At 72.5% G+C, this 17,656-nt stretch carries 19 protein-coding genes; 11 read left to right on the forward strand and 8 right to left on the reverse strand.

The genetic code is table 11. The features are described 5' to 3' along the window. Positions 1-128: 128 nt before the first annotated feature. The 4 genes from ACFYL6_RS32465 to ACFYL6_RS32480 form a co-directional block, all read right to left on the reverse strand. On the reverse strand, positions 129-1,241 hold the full coding sequence (locus ACFYL6_RS32465; protein WP_387177036.1) for a lytic polysaccharide monooxygenase: 1,113 nt from the start codon (positions 1,239-1,241) through the stop codon (positions 129-131). A 118-nt stretch (positions 1,242-1,359) separates the two neighbouring features. Further along, on the reverse strand, positions 1,360-1,815 hold the full coding sequence (locus tag ACFYL6_RS32470; RefSeq protein ID WP_387177037.1) for a GNAT family N-acetyltransferase: 456 nt from the start codon (positions 1,813-1,815) through the stop codon (positions 1,360-1,362). A gap of 19 nt (positions 1,816-1,834) precedes the next feature. Then, positions 1,835-2,773, reverse strand: a complete 939-nt coding sequence (locus tag ACFYL6_RS32475; RefSeq protein ID WP_387177038.1) for a DMT family transporter — start codon at positions 2,771-2,773, stop codon at positions 1,835-1,837. A 351-nt stretch (positions 2,774-3,124) separates the two neighbouring features. Continuing rightward, positions 3,125-3,385, reverse strand: a complete 261-nt coding sequence (locus ACFYL6_RS32480; protein WP_091400670.1) for a Prokaryotic metallothionein — start codon at positions 3,383-3,385, stop codon at positions 3,125-3,127. A 155-nt stretch (positions 3,386-3,540) separates the two neighbouring features. On the opposite strand from ACFYL6_RS32480, the gene ACFYL6_RS32485 reads away from it, so the two are divergent. The 3 genes from ACFYL6_RS32485 (at position 3,541) to ACFYL6_RS32495 (ending at position 5,338) form a co-directional block, all read left to right on the forward strand. After that, positions 3,541-3,816, forward strand: coding sequence for an isoamylase early set domain-containing protein (locus tag ACFYL6_RS32485; RefSeq protein ID WP_387177039.1), 276 nt, complete (start codon positions 3,541-3,543; stop codon positions 3,814-3,816). Between the two features lie 109 nt (positions 3,817-3,925). Beyond that, positions 3,926-4,666: a lytic polysaccharide monooxygenase gene (locus tag ACFYL6_RS32490; RefSeq protein WP_387177040.1), complete on the forward strand. Its 741-nt coding sequence runs from the start codon at positions 3,926-3,928 to the stop codon at positions 4,664-4,666. Positions 4,667-4,729: 63 nt separating this feature from the next. Next, complete coding sequence (locus ACFYL6_RS32495) at positions 4,730-5,338, forward strand: DUF305 domain-containing protein (RefSeq protein ID WP_387177041.1); 609 nt, start codon at positions 4,730-4,732, stop codon at positions 5,336-5,338. 60 nt (positions 5,339-5,398) lie between these two features. On the opposite strand, the gene msrB is transcribed toward ACFYL6_RS32495, so the two are convergent. After that, positions 5,399-5,803 carry a peptide-methionine (R)-S-oxide reductase MsrB gene (msrB, locus tag ACFYL6_RS32500; RefSeq protein WP_091400676.1) on the reverse strand — a complete coding sequence of 135 codons (405 nt, stop codon included), beginning with the start codon at positions 5,801-5,803 and terminating at the stop codon, positions 5,399-5,401. 47 nt (positions 5,804-5,850) lie between these two features. On the opposite strand from msrB, the gene ligD reads away from it, so the two are divergent. After that, positions 5,851-6,888, forward strand: coding sequence for a non-homologous end-joining DNA ligase (gene ligD, locus ACFYL6_RS32505; RefSeq protein ID WP_387177042.1), 1,038 nt, complete (start codon positions 5,851-5,853; stop codon positions 6,886-6,888). A 57-nt stretch (positions 6,889-6,945) separates the two neighbouring features. On the opposite strand, the gene ACFYL6_RS32510 is transcribed toward ligD, so the two are convergent. Both ACFYL6_RS32510 and ACFYL6_RS32515 read right to left on the reverse strand, forming a co-directional pair. Then, positions 6,946-7,401, reverse strand: a complete 456-nt coding sequence (locus ACFYL6_RS32510; protein ID WP_387177043.1) for a MarR family winged helix-turn-helix transcriptional regulator — start codon at positions 7,399-7,401, stop codon at positions 6,946-6,948. After that, entirely contained in the window at positions 7,398-8,246 is an 849-nt protein-coding gene (locus tag ACFYL6_RS32515; RefSeq protein ID WP_387177044.1) for an MBL fold metallo-hydrolase, read from the reverse strand. The genes ACFYL6_RS32510 and ACFYL6_RS32515 overlap by 4 nt, the downstream gene beginning before the upstream one ends. 88 nt (positions 8,247-8,334) lie before the next feature. Here ACFYL6_RS32515 and ACFYL6_RS32520 point away from each other — a divergent pair, with 88 nt between their 5' ends. Beyond that, entirely contained in the window at positions 8,335-8,616 is a 282-nt protein-coding gene (locus ACFYL6_RS32520) for a hypothetical protein (protein ID WP_387177045.1), read from the forward strand. Between the two features lie 91 nt (positions 8,617-8,707). Here ACFYL6_RS32520 and ACFYL6_RS32525 read toward each other — a convergent pair whose 3' ends face one another. After that, the gene (locus ACFYL6_RS32525; protein WP_387177046.1) at positions 8,708-9,868 is read right to left on the reverse strand and encodes a PQQ-binding-like beta-propeller repeat protein; all 1,161 of its coding nucleotides are present in this window, start codon (positions 9,866-9,868) and stop codon (positions 8,708-8,710) included. Between the two features lie 234 nt (positions 9,869-10,102). Between ACFYL6_RS32525 and ACFYL6_RS32530 the strand changes: the two genes are divergently transcribed. The 6 genes from ACFYL6_RS32530 to ACFYL6_RS32555 all read left to right on the forward strand — a co-directional run bounded on the left by ACFYL6_RS32530 (position 10,103) and on the right by ACFYL6_RS32555 (position 17,655). Then, the gene (locus ACFYL6_RS32530) at positions 10,103-10,717 is read left to right on the forward strand and encodes a YdeI family protein (protein ID WP_387177047.1); all 615 of its coding nucleotides are present in this window, start codon (positions 10,103-10,105) and stop codon (positions 10,715-10,717) included. Positions 10,718-10,823: 106 nt separating this feature from the next. Continuing rightward, positions 10,824-11,258 carry a DUF2975 domain-containing protein gene (locus ACFYL6_RS32535; protein WP_387177048.1) on the forward strand — a complete coding sequence of 145 codons (435 nt, stop codon included), beginning with the start codon at positions 10,824-10,826 and terminating at the stop codon, positions 11,256-11,258. Next, positions 11,258-11,473 (forward strand): helix-turn-helix transcriptional regulator, encoded by a 216-nt coding sequence (locus ACFYL6_RS32540; protein ID WP_030336216.1) that lies wholly within the window; start codon positions 11,258-11,260, stop codon positions 11,471-11,473. Before ACFYL6_RS32535 ends, ACFYL6_RS32540 begins: the two co-directional genes overlap by 1 nt. Continuing rightward, positions 11,470-11,634 carry a hypothetical protein gene (locus tag ACFYL6_RS32545; protein ID WP_387177049.1) on the forward strand — a complete coding sequence of 55 codons (165 nt, stop codon included), beginning with the start codon at positions 11,470-11,472 and terminating at the stop codon, positions 11,632-11,634. Before ACFYL6_RS32540 ends, ACFYL6_RS32545 begins: the two co-directional genes overlap by 4 nt. Before the next feature lie 130 nt (positions 11,635-11,764). Next, the gene (locus ACFYL6_RS32550; RefSeq protein ID WP_387177050.1) at positions 11,765-14,950 is read left to right on the forward strand and encodes an FtsX-like permease family protein; all 3,186 of its coding nucleotides are present in this window, start codon (positions 11,765-11,767) and stop codon (positions 14,948-14,950) included. Continuing rightward, a complete protein-coding gene (locus ACFYL6_RS32555; RefSeq protein WP_387177051.1) occupies positions 14,947-17,655 on the forward strand; it encodes an ABC transporter permease in 2,709 nt (902 codons plus the stop codon). The genes ACFYL6_RS32550 and ACFYL6_RS32555 overlap by 4 nt, the downstream gene beginning before the upstream one ends. Position 17,656 lies beyond the last annotated feature (1 nt).

Consider the following 17,656-nt stretch of genomic DNA (forward strand, 5'->3'; position numbering starts at 1 on the left):
TTGTGTGGGGGGTCCCCCCCCGTTATCTCTTTCTGGGGGGGGGGGGCCCCCCCCCGCCCCCGGGCCCCCCCCCCCCCCCCCCCGGGGCGGCCCCCCCCCCCCCGCGGGGGGGCGCCCCCGGACGGGGATCAACTGGTCGTCGTACAGGAGACCAGCGGAACCGGGTTGCTGCCGTTCCACGAGCCGAGGAAACCGAACGTGGTGCTCGCTCCGGCGGCGAGGGTGCCGTTGTGGTTGGCGTTACGGGCGGTGACCAGCGTGCCGTTGGTGCTGACCGTCGCGTTCCACGACGAGGTGACCTGCTGGCCGCTGTTGTAGTTCCAGCTCACCGACCAGCCACGGGTGGGTGAACCGCCGGCGGTCACCTTCACCTCGGCCTGGAAGCCACCGGACCACTGACCGGTGACCTGGTACGTCGCCGTGCAGGCACCGGCCGGCGGCGGGGTCGTCGGCGGCGGCGTGGTGGGTGGGGGAGTGGTGGGCGGCGGGGTCGTCGGCGGGGGAGTCGTCGGCGGGGGCGTGGTGGGCGGGGTGGTCGACCCGCCGCCGAAGTCGACGTCGCTGCACAGGTAGTACGACTGGTCCAGGTGGCTGGCCTGCCAGACGGTGTAGACGATGTGCCGCCCGGTGCGTCCGGGCGCGCTGACCGGGATCTGGATCGAGACGCCACCGGTGTCCGGGTCCCACTGCGAGGCCGGGGTGTTGCCGATCTGGCCCGCCAACTCCAGGTTGCCCCACCCGAGCGGTTGGGTGGCGGAGTTGAAGCCCTGCTTGGTCACGTACACCCGGATGTAGTCGGCGCCGTGACTGGCCTGGTCGAAGAACCGGAGCCGGAAGTTGTTCGACACCGCTGTGGTCTTCCAGGCGCCGACGGTGTCCAGCGCGTTGTAGCGAGGGCTCTGCGTGCGTCCACCACTGCACAGCTGGCCGTCGGGGACGGCGGCCTGGTGGTTGCCGCCCACGCCCTCGCGGAACAGGCCGTTCCAGTTCCACATGGCGGCCGGGTCGGCCTGCCAGGCCTGCCAGCACATCGGGTCCTCGGTGGCCATCCGGGGGTTCTGGAAGTCGCTGCCCCACCGTTGCCAGCAGCTGTAGTTACGCGACGCCGGGTCGACGACCGAACCATGCGCCGAGGCGGGCTTGCCCAGGATGGTGGTCAGCGCGGTCGTCAACAGGAGCGTGGTGGTCGCCACGATGGCGAACAACCAGAGCACGCGTCGTGATCGGGTGAGAGTGGACATGGAGCCCCCGGGGGGATGAGGTCGGACGTCGACACCCGGATCGCCGGGAGTTGCCCACTCCCGTGCCTAATCGCTGGCTCCCGCGATGGCTCTACCCGGCACCATGCCAGCCTGATCGTCAGACGTCAATGGGTTCGCGCCGCATCGGCGTGTGCGGGATGCCGTCCTCGACGTACTCGGGGCCGCTGACCGCGAAGCCGTGTCGGGCGTAGAACGCGACCAGGTGCGACTGGGCGTCCAGCACGCAGGCCCGGTTGCCCACCACCTCCAGCGCCGCCGTCATCAGCCGGCCGGCGTGTCCGCCGCCGCGCGCGGCCGGGGCCACCACCACCCGACCGATCCGGGCGACGCCGTCCGGGTCGGCCAGAATCCGCAGGTACGCCAGCGGCGCGCCGCCGTCGGTGAGCCAGACGTGCCGGGTGCCCGGCTCGACGTCGCGACCGTCGAGCTCCGCGTACGGGCAGTTCTGCTCCACCACGAACACGTCGATGCGCAGCTTGAGCAGGTCGTGGAAGGTGCGGGCGTTCAGGTCGGCGAAGGACGCCGTCCGGAGTTCGGTGGTTTGCTGGGGCATCCGACGATGGTAGGCCGTTTCACCCGGTGCCCGGTCGAGGTGCCAGGTAGGTGGCGGCCACGGCGGTGAGCAGCAGGACGCCGCCGACGAGCACCGGCAGGGGGAGCGGTTCGTGCAGCAGCGCCACCGCCAGTGCCGCGGCGGTGAGCGGTTCGAGCAGGGTCAGCACGGCCGCGATGCTGCCCGGGGTGGTGCGCAGCCCCGCGTAGAACAGCGCGTACGCGACCGCAGTGGTGACCACGCCGAGGTGCAGCAGCAACGCCACGGTGTCCGGGCGCAGCGGCAGGCCGACCCCGGCCACGAGGGCGAACGGCGCCAGGGTCAGTGCGCCGACCACGGTGGAGATGGTGGTCAGCGTCATCGGCGCGGTGCGCTGCGACACCTGGCGGCTGATCAGGGTGGTCACCGCGTACCCGAGGCCGGAGCCGGCCGCCGCGAGCAGGCCGAGGAGCGGGGCGGGCGCCGCCGCGCCGGGGTTCTCGGTGGCGCTGGTGATCAGGACGAGGCCGGCCACCGCCGCGACAAGCGTGCCGAGTCGCAGCCGGCCGGGGAGCCGGCGGGCCTGCACCGACTCCCAGGCCGCGGCGAGCACCGGGGCCAGGCCCAGGCTGACGATGGTGGCCACGCTGACGCCGGCCCAGGCCACGGCCGCGAAGTAGAGCGCCTGGTAGAGGCCGAGGCCGACGCCGGTGAGCAGCAGCGGTACGGGCGTGGCGCGCAGGGTGGCCACCATCGTGCGGAGCCGGCCGGCGGTGCACGCCAGCAGTACGAGCGCGGCGATGGCGAGGCGGTGGAAGCCGATGCTCACCGGGCTGAGCCCGGTGCCCTCGCGCAGGAGTTGCACCGCCACGCCTGTGGTGCCCCACAGCACGCCGGTGACGGTGATCTGGATGAGGCCGCCACGGGCGGCGTGACGGGCGGCCGAGGCGGCCGGCAGTGCGGTGCGGGTCGTGGACACGGGGGCGCTCCGAAGGGTGAGCCGTTGACGGGGACGACGTCGACGGAGCGCGTACGACAGGATGGCCGAGCGGGGTCAGGTCACCCGGTCGGCGAGAGGCGCGGCGCTCCGCTCAGGAGCGCGGCGGGGGCAGGACGCCCAGGAATGGCCGCATGGCGACGACCGTACCCCAGCGTGGCGGTCCGGCTGTCCCGCGGCCTGGCCGGGCTGTCCCGCGGCCTGGCCGGGCTGGCGCGGACAGGCCGGGCTGGCGCGGACAGGCCGGGCTGGCGCGGTCAGGCCGGGCTGGCGCGGACAGGCCGGGCTGGCGCGGTCAGGCCGGGCGGGCGCGGTCAGGCCGGGCTGGTGGGGTCAGGCCGGGCGGGCGCCGACGGCGTCGCGGATCTCGGCGCCCACCGCGCCCTCGACGGCCCTGGCGCAGTGTGCGCAGCAGAAGAAGCGGCCGTTGACCTCTACGCCGTGCCCGACGATCTTGACCTGACAGTGCTCGCAGATCGGTGCCATGCGCTGGATCGCGCACTCGAACGAGTCGAAGGTGTGCACGTCGCCGCTGACGGTGTGCACCTCGAACGCCATCCAGTAGTCGTTGCCGCAGACCTCGCAGGTTGCCACCGAAAACCTCCGTTAAGTGGACAAGTGCTTACAGAATCCCGCAGTGAGGCCGCGACGTGGGACGGAACGTCGACGCCTGCCCACAACAGCGGCGTGTCGGCGTCGGCGTGTTGCCCGTTATGCCTGGCGAACCGCCGCAACCCCCGGAGGATCACGTGATCAAGCGCAACAGACTCTTCGGCAACCAGACCCGGGTCACCTTCTGCCTGCCCCGGGATGTCCCGCCCGGCCCGGTGAGTGTCGTCGGCTCCTTCAACGGCTGGCAGCCGGGTCGGCACGAGTTGGTGGCCCGCCGCGACGGCACCAGGACGGTGACCGTGAAGCTGCCACCGGGGGAGCACCGGTTCCGGTACCTCGGCGCCGGCGGCGTCTGGTTGGACGACGAGTCGGCCGACCAGGTCGACGACCGGGGCAGCCTGCTCCGGCTCTGAGAAGAAAACTGCCGCCATCGATGGATTTATCGATGGGAGTCTTTACTGTTAACAATGTTTAAATTACCTTGGGGGGCACCCACCGGACCCTGGAGAAGGAGCTGTCCCGATGCGTCGAAGAATCACCGTCCCGCTGGTGGCGGCGGGTGCCGTCGCCGCCACCCTCACCGTCGCCGCCCCCGCGCAGGCGCATGGCTACGTCTCCGCCCCACCGAGCCGGCAGGCGCTCTGCGCGCAGGGCCGGGTGCCCGACTGCGGGCAGATCAAGTACGAGCCGCAGAGCGTCGAGGGGCCCAAGGGCCTCCGCAGTTGCAACGCCGGAATCGCCCAGTTCGCCGTCCTCAACGACGACAGTCGGGGCTGGCCGGCCACCTCGGTGGGCAGCTCGCTGACCTTCACCTGGGTGAACACCGCTCGGCACGCCACCAGCAACTGGGAGTACTGGATCGGCAACACCCGGGTCGGCGTGGTCAACGGCAACGGCCAGCAGCCGGGCGCCACGGTGTCGCACAACGTCAATCTCGGTGGCTTCTCCGGCCGGCAGAAGATCCTCGCGGTGTGGAACATCTCCGACACGGCGAACGCCTTCTACTCCTGCATCGACGTGCAGATCGGCGGCGGAGGGTCGAACCCGACCCCGACCCCCACCACCTCACCCACCCCACGGCCCACCCCGACCAGCACGCCGACCACTCCCCCCGCGCCGGGCGGCAGTTGGACGACGGGCCGGGCGTACCAGGTCGGCGACCAGGTCACCTACGGCGGAGCGACGTACCGCTGCCGGCAGGCGCACACCGCGATCCCGGGCTGGGAGCCGCCGAACGTACCGGCGCTCTGGCTCCAGGTCTGACCGCACGGGTGCGGCCCCTGGTCGCACCCGTGTCGCCGCCCTCGCACGAACGGAGCAACCGGCATGCCCCGCCGTACCCCGCTGGCGTCCCTCGTTGCCGCACTGCTGCTCACCGGAGCCTGCGCCGGATCGCCCACGGCGAGCCCGTCGGCCCTGCCGCAGCCAACCCCCGCATCCCCGGCCGGCTCGGCGGCGGCCGGGTCCGCGGGGGCCGGTCCTGCTATCGACGCGGACGCGATGAGCGGGATCGACGTGGTGTTCCTGAGCACCATGGTCGGGCACAGCGAACGCACCCTGCAGATCGTCCGGCTGGCCCGGGACCGGGTGCGCGACGACGCGCTGCGCACCCTGGCCGCCGCCGTCGAGGCGACCGAGGCCGACGAGCTGGCCGCCATGCGCGGCTGGTTGCCCACGACCGGGCCGGGCGCCAGCGCGGCCGCACACCACCACGACGGGCACGGCGACGACGCCGCGCTCGACCGGCTGCGGACCGCGCCGGACGCGGACGTCGACAGCGTGCTGCGCGAGGTGCTCGCCGACCACCAGCGAGCGGCCGCCGACCTGGCCCGATCCCACGTCGGCGTCGGCCGCAACGAGCGGGTCCGCGACCTGGCCCGGCGCATCGAGCAGTCCCGGGCCGCCGAGGTCGAGCTGCTCAGGGGTACGCCCTGAGTGCGGTCACGCCGTAGGTGCGGTCTCGCCTGAGCGCGGGTTACGCCCCGAGTGCCCGGGTCAGCGGGGTTCCAGCTTGATGGAGACCGAGTTGACGCAGTGCCGGGTGTCCTTCGGGGTGAAGCCCTCGCCGTGGAAGACGTGCCCGAGGTGACTGTCGCAGCGGGCGCAGCGGATCTCCGTACGGGCCATGCCGAGGGTGCGGTCCTCGATCTCCTTGACCCGGCCCGGGATGGCGTCGTCGAAGCTCGGCCAGCCGCAGTGCGAGTCGAACTTGGTGTCGCTGGAGAACAGCTCCAGCCCGCAGGCGCGACAGTGGTAGACCCCCTGGGTCTTCGTGTCGACGTACTCGCCGGTCCACGGGCGTTCGGTGCCGGCCTCCCGCAGGACGTGGAACTCCTCGGGGGTCAGTCGGACCCGCCACTCTTCGTCGGTACGGGGCAGCTCGTTGTCGTCAAGACTCACCCGTCAACGGTACGTCGAACGTCGGGGCCGTGGCATAAGGTCGCGGGATGGGTGGCACCAAGGCTGCGGCCGCCGAGGTCGAGGTGGCCGGGCACACCGTCCGACTGAGCAGTCCGGATCGAGTGATCTTCCCGCAGCGGGGGTTCACCAAGGCGGACGTCTTCCACTACTACCTCGCGGTCGGCGAGGGGATCATGCGCGCCCTGCGGGACCGGCCGACCACCCTGCAACGCTTCCCCGAGGGCGTCGAGGGCGAGGCGTTCTTCCAGAAGCGGGTGCCCACCCGGGGGGTGCCGCCCTGGGTGACGACCGCGCAGATCACCTTCCCGAGCGGTCGCAACGCGGCGGAGCTGTGCCCGGCCGACCTGGCGCACGTGGCCTGGGCGGCGCAGATGGGCACCATCGTCTTCCACCCGTGGCCGGTGCGGGCCGCCGACGCCGACCGCCCCGACGAGCTGCGCATCGACCTCGACCCGCAGCCCGGCACCGACTTCGCCGACGCGGCGCGGGCCGCCGGCAAGGTCCGCGCGGTCCTCGACGAGCTGGGGGCGACCGGCTGGCCGAAGACCTCCGGCGGCCGGGGCGTGCACGTCTACCTGCGCATCCAACCCCGCTGGACGTTCACCGAGGTGCGCCGGGCCACCATCGCGCTGGCCCGGGAGGTGGAGCGCCGCAACCCCGACCTGGTCACCACCGCCTGGTGGAAGGAGGAGCGCGGCACCCGGGTCTTCGTCGACTTCAACCAGATGGCGCGCGACCGCACGATCGCGTGCGCGTACTCGCTGCGGGCCAACGCGCGGGCCACCGTCTCGACCCCGGTCACCTGGGACGAGCTACCCGACGTCGACCCGGACGACTTCGACCTGCGCACCGTGCCGGCCCGACTCGCCGAGCGCGGTGATCCGCACGCCGGCATCGACGACGCACCGTGGGACATCACCCCGCTGCTGGAGTGGGCCGAGCGCGACGCCGCCGCCGGTCAGGGCGACCTGCCGTACCCGCCGGACCACCCGAAGATGCCCGGTGAGCCCAAGCGGGTGCAGCCCAGCCGCGCCAAGCGCCCTCCCGAGGAGGAGAGCGCCTGAGCTAGGTGCGGTCGCCGAGCTGTGTGCGCTCGTTGAGCTGTGTGCGGTGGGCGGGAGTTACAGGCACGACCCTGGGTCCACCGCCGTGCCGATGATCGCGCACAGCATCCGGCGGAACACGTCGACCTCGGCCTGGCTGAAGCCGGCCATCGCGTTCCGCTCCGCCTCCTCGCTGGCGTCGGCGACCTGCGCCCGTACCTCCTCGCCAACGGTCGTGATCGCCGGAATGCGCAACCGGCGGTCGCGGGGGTCGGAGTGGCGTATGACGAGGTTCTTCTGTTCGAGTCGATCGAGTTGGGTCATGAGCGTGGTCTTGTCGAGCCCGAGCGCTCTGGCCAGCTCGACCTGGGTCAGCCCGGGTGTCTTGTCGAGGGCGCTCAACACGATGTAGTCCCGCAGCTGGAGACCGTGCCTCTCGGCCTGTTCGCCGGTCACCACGTGCATCCGTTGGGCGGCGCGATGCAACAGCCAGGTGATCTCGGAGTCGAGCGACGGCGCCGGTCCAGTGGTCATCGCGACGCGCCCTCAAGCAGCGGGATGCCCTCGTAGGCGCGCTGGTCGTGGGCGGGGACGACCTGCATCAGCTCGGTCAACGCGGCCGATCGCAGGAGGCCCTGTCGCACCTGTTCGGCGTCGCTGTCGGCGAGGGTCCGTAGCAGCCAGGGGCGTTCCACTCTCCGCTGGACGCCGTCCAGTTGCCAGGTCAGGTCGCCGATGAACGCGTAGCGCTGCCCCGCTGGGAGGGTCACGAACGCGACAACGGATCCCGTCGTGTGGCCGCCGGCCAGCGCCAGCACCAGTGACCCGTCGCCGTGGACGTCGAAGCTCGCGGAGAAGCCGAGGTACGCGGGACCCGCGAAGGAGTATTCGCGGATCTCGTGGCCCGGCGAGACGGCCCGGAAGACCCTGCCGTCACCGGCGCTGGCGGCGTACTCAAGCTCGCCCCTGTTCATCCAGACCGGGAGGTCGAGCGAGTCCAGGCCGCTCGCGTGGTCCCAGTGCGAGTGCGTCAGGAACACTCCGCTGAGCCTGGTGCGGTCGTAACCACTGCCGTCGAGCTGCTCGCGCACCGTCCGGGTGGTCTGGAAGGGGGCGCGGGCGAACCTCGGCTGCATGGCGACATGCGCGGCGACGTTGGCCCCGAAGCCGGCATCGATGAGGAAGTCGCCGTTCGGGTGCCGCACGAGGATGGCCGTGGCGGCGAACTGCCGCTTGTCGCGGAACGAGCCGCCCCGGACGGCAAAAGCCGCCCGCGTCTCGTAGCTGCCCGTGGGCAGTTGGTAGATCGCCATCTCGGGCGGCGGCGTCGCTTTGGGAAGGGCGTCCGTCCACGGCTCGGGGGCAGGAAGGTATCTCACGGCTCGATCGTACGACCTCAGATCATCTGGGACCAGACTACTTTTCCCCGTGCCTCGGATTGTCGTACACCTGTTCTAAGGTCTGTCTGTGATCGATGGGTTGGCGCGGGCGGACAGTGCGGTGGCGGCCTGCGCCGACGCGGCCGTCTGGGCTCTCTCCGAGCAAGACCTGATCGCGGCGCTCGACGCCACCCACCGGCTTCAGCAGAGGCTGGCGGCGGTGCAGTTGGCGGTCGTGCGGGAGTTGGACGGTCGCGGCACCGCAGTCGCGCAGGTTGCCTCCTCGACGACGGATGGTTGCGCCACCGCCTCCGGCAACCAGTCGCCGGTCCGAGCCGCAGGCCAACCGCGGGTGCGAGGCGCGAGCTGAGGTGCTCCCGCTAACTGCTGCGGCCTACCGCCCAGACGGCGACGGCGGTTGACCGTGGCATCCGGTCAACCGCCGTGGAAAAGCCGCTCGGCTAGAGGCCGTAGACCGTCAGCTTCGTGCCGTCGGTGACGTACACCCGGCCGTAGGTGACCACGAGCTGGTCGGTCGTTCCGGTGAACGCCGGTGCGTTCAGCGGGGCGCCGTCGACCGGGTTCAGGGCGTACACCCGGTTGCCCTTGGCCGTGACGTACAGGACGCCACCGGCGATGATCGCCCGCTGCTGCTCGCTTCCCGGAATGCTCTTACTCCAGGTGATAGCGCCGGTGCTGCGGTTCAACGCGTACACGTTGCCGGAGGAGGAGGTGACGTAGAGCCGGCTCGGGGTGACCACCACGAACTTCGGGCTCAGGTTCGACGCGAGCCAGGTCAGGGTGCCGGTCGTCGCGTCGAGGACCTGCAGGCTGTGCCCCCACCCGACGTAGTACTTGGTCCCCGCCTCGTCCGTCGCGAGCGGCCGGTAGGCGCGGTCCGCCGTGGCGTGGGTGGTTGCACCGCTGCCGATGTCGACGATGATGCTGGTCAGGGGATTGGCATTGCCTACGTTTCCGGAAAGGACGACGCGACCGTTCGCCGAGACCGGCTGCTCCATACTCAGGTCGTGCCGCCACAGCAGTTGCCCGTCGGCGAGGCGGTAGGCGCGTGTGTCGTAGGAATAGCGGCCTTCGCCGGAGGCCACGATGACGCCCCGATCGACGAGGATCTGCCAGGCCACGCCGTCGTCGTCGATGTCCCGAACCAGCGTGCCAGTCGGGGCGTCGAGCACGAAGATCCGTGAGGAATCACCGCCGGGCCCGCCCCTGACGATCGCCGCGAAGACGAGCTGACCGGCCGTGTGGACGAGCTCCGTAGGCAGCGCGAACTGCTCGGGGTCCAGCTCGAAGCGCCACTTCTGGGTGCCGGTCACCTCGTCGGTGGCCGTGACACCACTGTCGTCCAGCGTGTAGACCAGTCCGTCGGCGACGACCGGTGCGCGCTGACCGGTCCGCGCCGGGCTGCCGGTGTGCTTGAGCTTGAGGTTCGCGACGGTCGGAACCGTCACGCTCGTCTCGTTGGGATTGAACGCGCTGTTGCTCACCAGGTAGCCGGACATGGACCACCAGCCCGTGCCGCCCGCCGCAGCCGGCGTCGCCGGGACAGCCACCGTCGCCGCGAGTACCGCGGCGGCGGTCAGCACCTTCACTGCGTGCCTCACTCGTACCTCCCCGTTGGCGCGGCGTCGGAGAACGCCGCGCCCTTGTCACTGCCTGATTGCGTCACGGCGAATGCGCCCCTGCCACTCCGGGCTGCTGCCGTGTCGGTGATCCTATGGCTGCCACGATGTTCACGGTGGCCCGTTTGGACGGCCGTCGGAGTCGGCCGCTGGCTCGATATCGGCCCCGACCCGAGCCGGAACTCGGGCGTCTCACCCAGTGGTTAGCCTGCCGTCATGGCGAGCACCGAACTGGATGAGTTGATCGTCGCGGACGCCGAGGCCCTGCGCGCCTGGTTGGCGGCCAACCACGCCACGTCGCCCGGCGTCTGGCTCGCCCTGACCAGGAAGGGCGGCACGGTCACGACGCTGACCTGGCAGCAGGCGGTTGAAGAGGCCCTGTGCGTCGGCTGGATCGACGGGCAGGCCCGTAAGCGGGACGAGGAGTCGTCCTGGATCCGGTTCACCCCGCGTCGGCCCCGCAGTTCGTGGTCGCAACGCAACGTCACCAACGTGGCCCGGCTGGAGGAGCAGGGGCGGATGTTGCCGGCGGGCCGCGCCGCGGTCGATGCCGCGAAGGCGGACGGGCGGTGGGTGGCCGCCTACGCCCCGCCGTCGGAGGCGGAGGTGCCGGCCGACCTGCTCGCCGCCATCGCCGCCGAGCCCGCCGCCCAGGCCATGTTCGACGTGCTCACCAAGACCAACCGGTTCGCGCTCATCTACCGCCTCAACGCCGTGAAACGGGCCGAGACCCGCCAGCGCAAGATCGGCGAATTCGTCGCCATGCTGGCCCGTCACGAGACGGTCTACCCCCAGAAGGCGAGGCCGACGCCCGGCCCGACGTTGCCGTGAGCGGGAGTCGACCTGCCGGCAACCGATTGACTTTCGATAGGTAACGAGCGAAACTCGATGCATGGTTGCGGAGCATCGAGCGGTAGCCGCTCTCAGAGTCTTTCTCGTGGTGCTGTTCGGGGTCCTGGTCCTGTTCCAGACCTTCTCCCTACCCGGGCAGTTCGCCCACATGGCCCAGGAATCGCCGCAGGACGCGTACCTCCGGTGGCCGGCCACCGTCGTGGCGGTGTTCTGGGTGCTGTGCGTCCAGATCGTCATCGTCGCGACCTGGAAGTTGCTCAGCCTGGTCAAGAGCGACCGCATCTTCACCGAGGCGTCCCTGAAGTGGGTGGACGCGATCGTGTGGGCCATCGCCGCCGCGTGGGTCGTGCTCGTGGGTGTCTTCCTCTACGTGGGGTTCAACGCGGACGACCCAGGGCTGCCGTTGCTGCTGTTCCTGCTGACGGTGGGCGTCAGCGTGCTGGGGCTCCTCATGGTGGTGATGCGGGCGCTGCTGCGGCAGGCCACCACGCTGCGAACCGACATGGAAGCGGTGATCTGATGCCCATCGTCGTCCGCATCGACGTGGAGTTGGCCAAGCGCAAGATGAGCGTCGGTGAGTTCGCCGAGCGCGTTGGGCTCACCCCGGCCAACGTGGCGGTGCTGAAGAACGGCCGCGCCAAGGCGGTCCGGTTCAGCACCCTCGAAGCGATGTGTCGCGTGCTCGACTGTCAGCCCGGAGACCTGCTGGAGTGGGTCGAGGAGGAAACGCCGTGAAGTACATCCTGACCGTCGCCACCGTTCTCGTGGTCGCGCTCGGCGTCGCCGGCATCGTGCTCGGGGAGGCCGACGACTCGCCGGGCCTCCAACTCCTGGGCGTCGTGCTCGTGCTCGGCGCGGTGGCATTCGGCATCCGCACCCTTCGGGGCGGGAGTTGACCGCCCCGGCGCGGTGGCCGGCCTGAGCTGACCCTTCCCGTAATAACGATCATGTAACGGGCGCGAACCTTTCCCGGTGGGTGGCCTGTCTTGATGGTCGTCGGCCCGCCAGGGCCAGGGGAGGCGTCGGATGAAGCTGGTGTGGAGGCGGGCCCGCGAGGCGCGAGGGTTGCTGGTCGCGGCGGTGATCGCTGCCCTCGTCGCCGTCGCGTTGGTCACCGGGCTGTCCGACTACAACCGTCGAGCGGTGGACGCCGGGCAGCGGGCCCTGGTCGCCGCCTCGCCCGCCGAGGAACGCGGCCTGCTGGTCAGCGGCTCCGGTGGGCGGGACGCCGCCGAGTTCGCAACCCGGGACAGGGCGGTCCGAGCGGAGTTCGCCACCGGGCTCGGCGGCGTCCCGGTCAGTGTCACCTCCGCCCGCTACGGCACCGGCCGCGAGCTGATCGGCGACCTCGGGCAGATTCCGCGTACGGCCGACGAACCGGTCTTCGCGAACCTGGCCACGCTCGCCGACCTCGCCAGCCACGCGGAGCTGACCACCGGAACCTGGCCCCGCCCCGGAGCGAACCCCGTCCAGGTGAGCCTGCCCGAGCGGGTCGCCGGCGCCCTGGGCCTGACCGTCGGCGAACGCGTCCCGGTGCGTGACCGGGCCACCGAACGACGCGGTGAATTGGTGCTCGCCGGCACCTGGCGGCCCCGCGACCCGGCGGACGCGTACTGGCTGCTGGCCCCCGGCGTGGGGGCCGGCAGCGTCGGGTCCGGCACCTCGTATGGGCCGTTCACGCTCGACCCAGCCGACTTCGCGGCCACCTTCCCGGGCTCGGTGTCGGCGTCCTGGCTGGCCCAACCGGACCTCGGTGGCGTCGACACCGCCGACCTGCCCGCCGTTCGGAAAGCCCTCACCGAGGCGGTCTCGGCCGTGCCCGAGGCCGCCCAGCTGGGCAGCTCCGGGCAGACGGTGACCAAGATGCCGCAGTTGCTGGACCGGATCGCCCGCGCCGACCTGGTGGGTCGCTCGTCGCTGGCCACCCCGCTGCTGCTCATCCTGGTGCTCGCCGGGTACGCGCTGGTGTTGGTCGCCGCGCTGCTGCACGAGGACCGCCGCCCACAGACCGCGCTGCTGCGCGCCCGCGGCGCCGCCCGTCGGCAGTTGGCCGGCCTGGCTGCCCGTGAGGCGACCCTGGTGGTCGCCCCGGCCGCCGTGCTCGGTCCGCTGATCGCCGGTGAGGCGCTGCGGTACGTCCGACCCGGCGGGTCCGGTGACCTCACCACCGCCGGCGGCAACACCACCCTGGTCTGGGCGGCGGCAGCGGCCACCGCGGCCGGCTGCCTCGTCGCCATGGTCCTTCCGACGCTGCGTGGCGCCGGGACGTACGTCGCCGACATGGCGGCCCGATCCCGGCCGAACCGGTCGGCGAGCGTCCAACGCGCCAGCGTCGACCTGGTGCTCGTGGCGCTCGCCGTGCTCGCCTGGGTGCAGCTACGCCGGTACGCCTCCCCACTGGCCGGCTCGGGCGGCCAGCTCGGGCTCGACCCGCTGCTGGTCGCCGCCCCCACGCTCGGCGTGCTGGCCGGTGCCGTGCTGGCGCTGCGGGTGCTCCCGCCGCTCACCCGGTTCGCGGAGCGGTTCGTCGACCGACGTCCCTGGACCGCCACCATGTTCGGCATGTGGCAGGCCGGCCGGCGTCCGCACGCCGGACCGGTCCTGCTGCTCGCCCTCGCCGTCGGCGGCAGCACCCTGGCCTGGTCGCTGATCAGCACCGGCGAGCGGTCCCAGGTCGAGCAGGCCGGTCACACGGTCGGCGCCGACCTGCGGGTGACCGAACGGGCCGGGGGCGCCCCACCGACCCGGGCCGGTGAACTCGCCGCGCTGCCGAGCGTGAACCGGGTGCTGCCGGCGTGGCGGGACGAGATCCGGGTCGGGCGGGAGAACCTGCCGGCGACGGTGATCGGTGTCGACCCGGCCGGCGCCCCGGGTGTCGTCCGCCTCGCCGACCGTCTCGCCGACGGATCGGCGTCGGAGCAGTACCGGAGGATGGTCGGCGCGCGGGGGAAGCCCGCCGGCGTCGAACTGCCCGCCGGGGCGCGCGCGATCACCGGCACGGTCCGTACCCCGGTGAGCAGCGCCGCCCGATCGCTGAAGGTCGCGGTGACGCTGCTGGTCACCACCCCCGACGGACTCGCCCTGCGGCTGCCGGCGGCAAACGCCGACGGCGACGGCCGGGCCACCCCGTTCACCGTGCGACTGCCCGACCTGGGCGGGGCGCGGCTGCGGCTGGCCGGGTTCGAGGCAGACGGTGGGTTGGCCGCCGGCAACTCCTACCGGCTCCAGGTGGACGGGCTGACGGTGGTCAAGGCCGACGGCACGAACCAACCGGCTGACTTGGGCGGCGACTGGGCCATGACGGCCCCCGGGCAGCAGCCCACACCGGTGCTGACCACCGCCACGGGGTTCGCCGCGGTCCGCGCGGTCGAGGTGATTCCCGGCGGCCAGTTCGCGTACCAGCCGCCCACCCGGTTCGCTGTCGTGCCGGGCGGAGACAACAAGCCCGTACCGGTGTTGATGACCCCCCGGGTCCGCGAAGCGCTGAGCCTGCGCGTCGGCGACACCGTCGACCTGACCCTCTCCGGGGCGACGCTGCCGGTGCATCTGGTCGGCGAGCTGGCCGCCGTGCCGGCCACCACCGGGGAGGGCGTCCTGCTGGACCTGCCGGCCGCGGTCGACGCGATGATCCGCAGCAGCGGCGCGGTGCGACAGGTGCCGGAATGGTGGATCGGCGCCGGCGACGCGAACGCCGCCGCGCAGGCGGCCAGCGCACTCCCGGGGGTCACCGTGCTCAACCGGGAGGCGGCGATCGAGGCGGCCGCCGACGACCCGTACTGGCGCGGCTCGCGTACCGGAATGCTCGCCGCCGCGCTCGGCGCGGTGCTGCTCGCCCTCGTCGGCCTGATGGTGGACGTGTGGGCCACCGCCCGGCGGCGGCTCGGCGAGTTCGCGGTCCTGCACACCCTGGGCGCCACGCCCCGGCTGATGGCCCGGGCGCTGCTCGCCGAACAGACGTTCCTCGCCGGCATCGGCGTGGGCGTCGGGCTGTTGCTCGGCACCGCGGTCGGCGCGACGATGGCCCCACTTGTCATCCTCACCCCGGCCGCCGGCCGGCCGACACCCCCGGCGGCATTCGTGCTGCCCTGGGTGCCAATCGGCCTGACCGCGGTCGGTCTGCTGCTGGCGGCGCTCGCCTTCAGCGCGTTCATCGCCACCGGCATCCGTCAGCGGGTGGCGGCGGTGCAGCTGCGAATCGGGGGAGAACGATGAGCGTCGGGGCGGCCGTCCGGCGGGTCCGGGCGTACGGGGGGCAGTTCCTGCTGCTGGCGGTGCTGACCCTGGTGGTCACGCTGCTGATCAGTGGGGTGCCCCGGCTGGTCAACCGACTCGCCGAACAGGGGCTGCGAGCGCAACTCAACAGCGAGCCGGCGGCCCGCCGGGACCTCTCGTACACCACTAACCTGGCCGCGGCGACGTCGCGGCGGACGGCGATGGGCGACGCCGCCGAACGGTTCGACTCCCTGGCCGCGGCGATGCCGCCACCGGTGCGCTCGGCCGTGACCGAGCGGTGGTACAGCGTGGAGACCGCGGCGGCCCGCGTGGTCGGACCGGACCTGGCGGCCCGCAACCTGCTGGTCAACCTGGGCCTCCGGGCCATGCCCGACGTGCAGGGTGCGAGCACCCTCGTCGAGGGGGCGTGGCCGAGCGAGACGTACGTTCCCGACCGGCCGATCGAGGTGGCGCTCGATGTCGACGTGGCCCGCAAGCTCAACCTGCGCGCCGGGAGCCAACTGCGCATCGGCAGCACCGATGACAAGGGCCGCCTCGTCGACGGTGCCCCGCTGGTGGTGACCGGGTTGTTCCGCCCCGTCGACCGGGCGAGTGGCATCTGGGACGGGCTGCCACAGCTGCTGCGGATCATCGAACCGCAGGGTGACGGCGAGCCGTTCGTCATCGTCGGCGTCGTCGCGCAGTCGGCCTTCAACAAGCGGGCCGCGGCGGGCTGGCCGATCCAGTCCACCTGGCGGTACCGACTGGGCGTCGACCGGATCGACGCACGCGAGCTGGACCGGCTGATCGACGGCCTGCAGGCGATGCAGCGCAAACAGCCGACGGGGCTCACCCTGACCCAGGGCGTCGACGTTCCGTTGCGCGCGTTCGCCGCCCAGATCGATGCCGTCCGGACCCTGCTCGCGGTGATCGCGGCCGGCGTGCTGGCCACCCTGGCGGGGCTCATCGTGCTCGCGGCCAGCCTCGCCACCCGACGGCGTCGCTCGGAGTTCGCGTTGCTGCGTGCCCGTGGGGGCGGGGCCACCGCCGGCGCCCGGCGTAGCCTCGCCGAGTCGGTGCTGGTGGTGCCGCTCGCCGCCGTGCTGGGCTGGTGGCTGGGCACCCTGTTCCCCGGTGCCCCGGATCCGATCACGCCGTACGTCATCGTGGTGACCGTGCTGGTCACGCTGGCGCTGCCGGTGGCGACGCTGGCCGTACCGACCGGCGGGGCGGCGCGCCGGGACCTGATTCGGGTGCGCCCGTCGGCCCGTCGGCTCACCGTCGAGGTGTCCCTGCTGCTCCTGGCCGGGCTCGCCGCGGTGCTGCTGCGCCGGCGTGGCCTGACTCTCGGCGAGGTGGACCCGCTGCTCGTGTCGGTGCCGGTGCTCCTCGCGGTCGCGGCGGCGGTGCTGGCGCTGCGGGCGTACCCCTGGCCGTTGCTGCTGGTCAGCCGGCTGGCCGCGCGGACCCGGGGCAGCGTGGCCTTCCTCGGCACGGCCCGCGCAGGCCGTGCGGCGGTCGCCGCCCCGCTGGTCGTGGTGGTGCTGGCGATCGGCACCGCGGCGTTCTGCGCGGTCGTGGCCGCCGGCGTCGACGCGAGCCGGGCACGGGCCGCCGCGCAGATCGTCCCCGCCGACGCGGTGATCCGCGGGGAGCGCTTCGCACCCGACACCGTCGACGAGGTGGGCCGCCTGCCGGGGGTCCGGGCCGCCACTCCCGTGCTGTACGAGGACGACGAGCGGTTGGCGTCCGACGAGGTCGGCACCGACGCCTTCATCGAACAGACGGACGTGCTGCTGGTCGACGGCTCGGAGTTGGCCACGGTGGCCCGCGAGTCCCAGGTGGACCTGCCGGTTCCGGCCGCGCTGCGCACCGCCCGGCCCGCCCCGGGTCCGCTGCCGGCGATCGTCTCACCGGCGGTCGCCGCCGACCTGGCCAAGGCCGGGCTGGGCGACTCCGCCTTCGTCGCGGTGCAGGGCCAGCGGTACGAGTTCCGGGTGGCCGGCACCGAGGAGGCTTTCCCGCTGCTGGCGGCGAACGCCAGCCGGTTCGTGATCCTGCCCTGGCAGGCCCTGCCGACCCGTACCACCACACCCGTGCCGACCAGCCTGCTGGTCGCCGGGGACCCGCTGGACGCCGAGGCGCTGCGCGTCGCCGGCGACCAGGGGCAGCTGCGTTACCAGCAGCAGGGTGCCGTGACCGGTCGGGAACGGCCGATCGGGGTCACCGTCGACACCCGGGCGGACGTCCGCCGGGATCTCGGCGAGGGCGGGGCGAACGGGGTGCTGGCCTTCGGGTTCGTGGCCGGAGCCGTCGGCGGCACCCTGCTCGGGCTGTTGGCCATCGCGTTCACCGTGCTGGCCGGCGCGCGTGCCCGAGGCCAGGTGCTGTCCCGGCTACGCACCCTCGGCCTGTCCCGCGGGCAGTGGCGAGGGCTGCTGCTGGTCGAGTTGACCCCGCTGGTCGCGGTGTCGGTGCTGACCGGCGCGCTGGTCGGTGCGGTGCTGCCCCTGCTGCTCAACCCGGTGCTCGGCCTGTCCGCGTTCACCAGTGGTGTGCCGGTCCGGGTGGCTTTCGAGCCCAGCCTGGTCGCCGCGGTGCTCGCGCTCGGGGCTGTCGCCCTCGGCTTCGCGGTCGCCGTCGAGGCCCTGAACAACCGCCGGTTGCGCCTCGGAGAGGTGCTTCGGCTCGGAGAGGAGAGCTGAG

The sequence above is a fragment of the Micromonospora sp. NPDC007208 genome (assembly GCF_042869175.1).
Taxonomy (GTDB): Bacteria; Actinomycetota; Actinomycetes; order Mycobacteriales; family Micromonosporaceae; genus Micromonospora; species Micromonospora foliorum.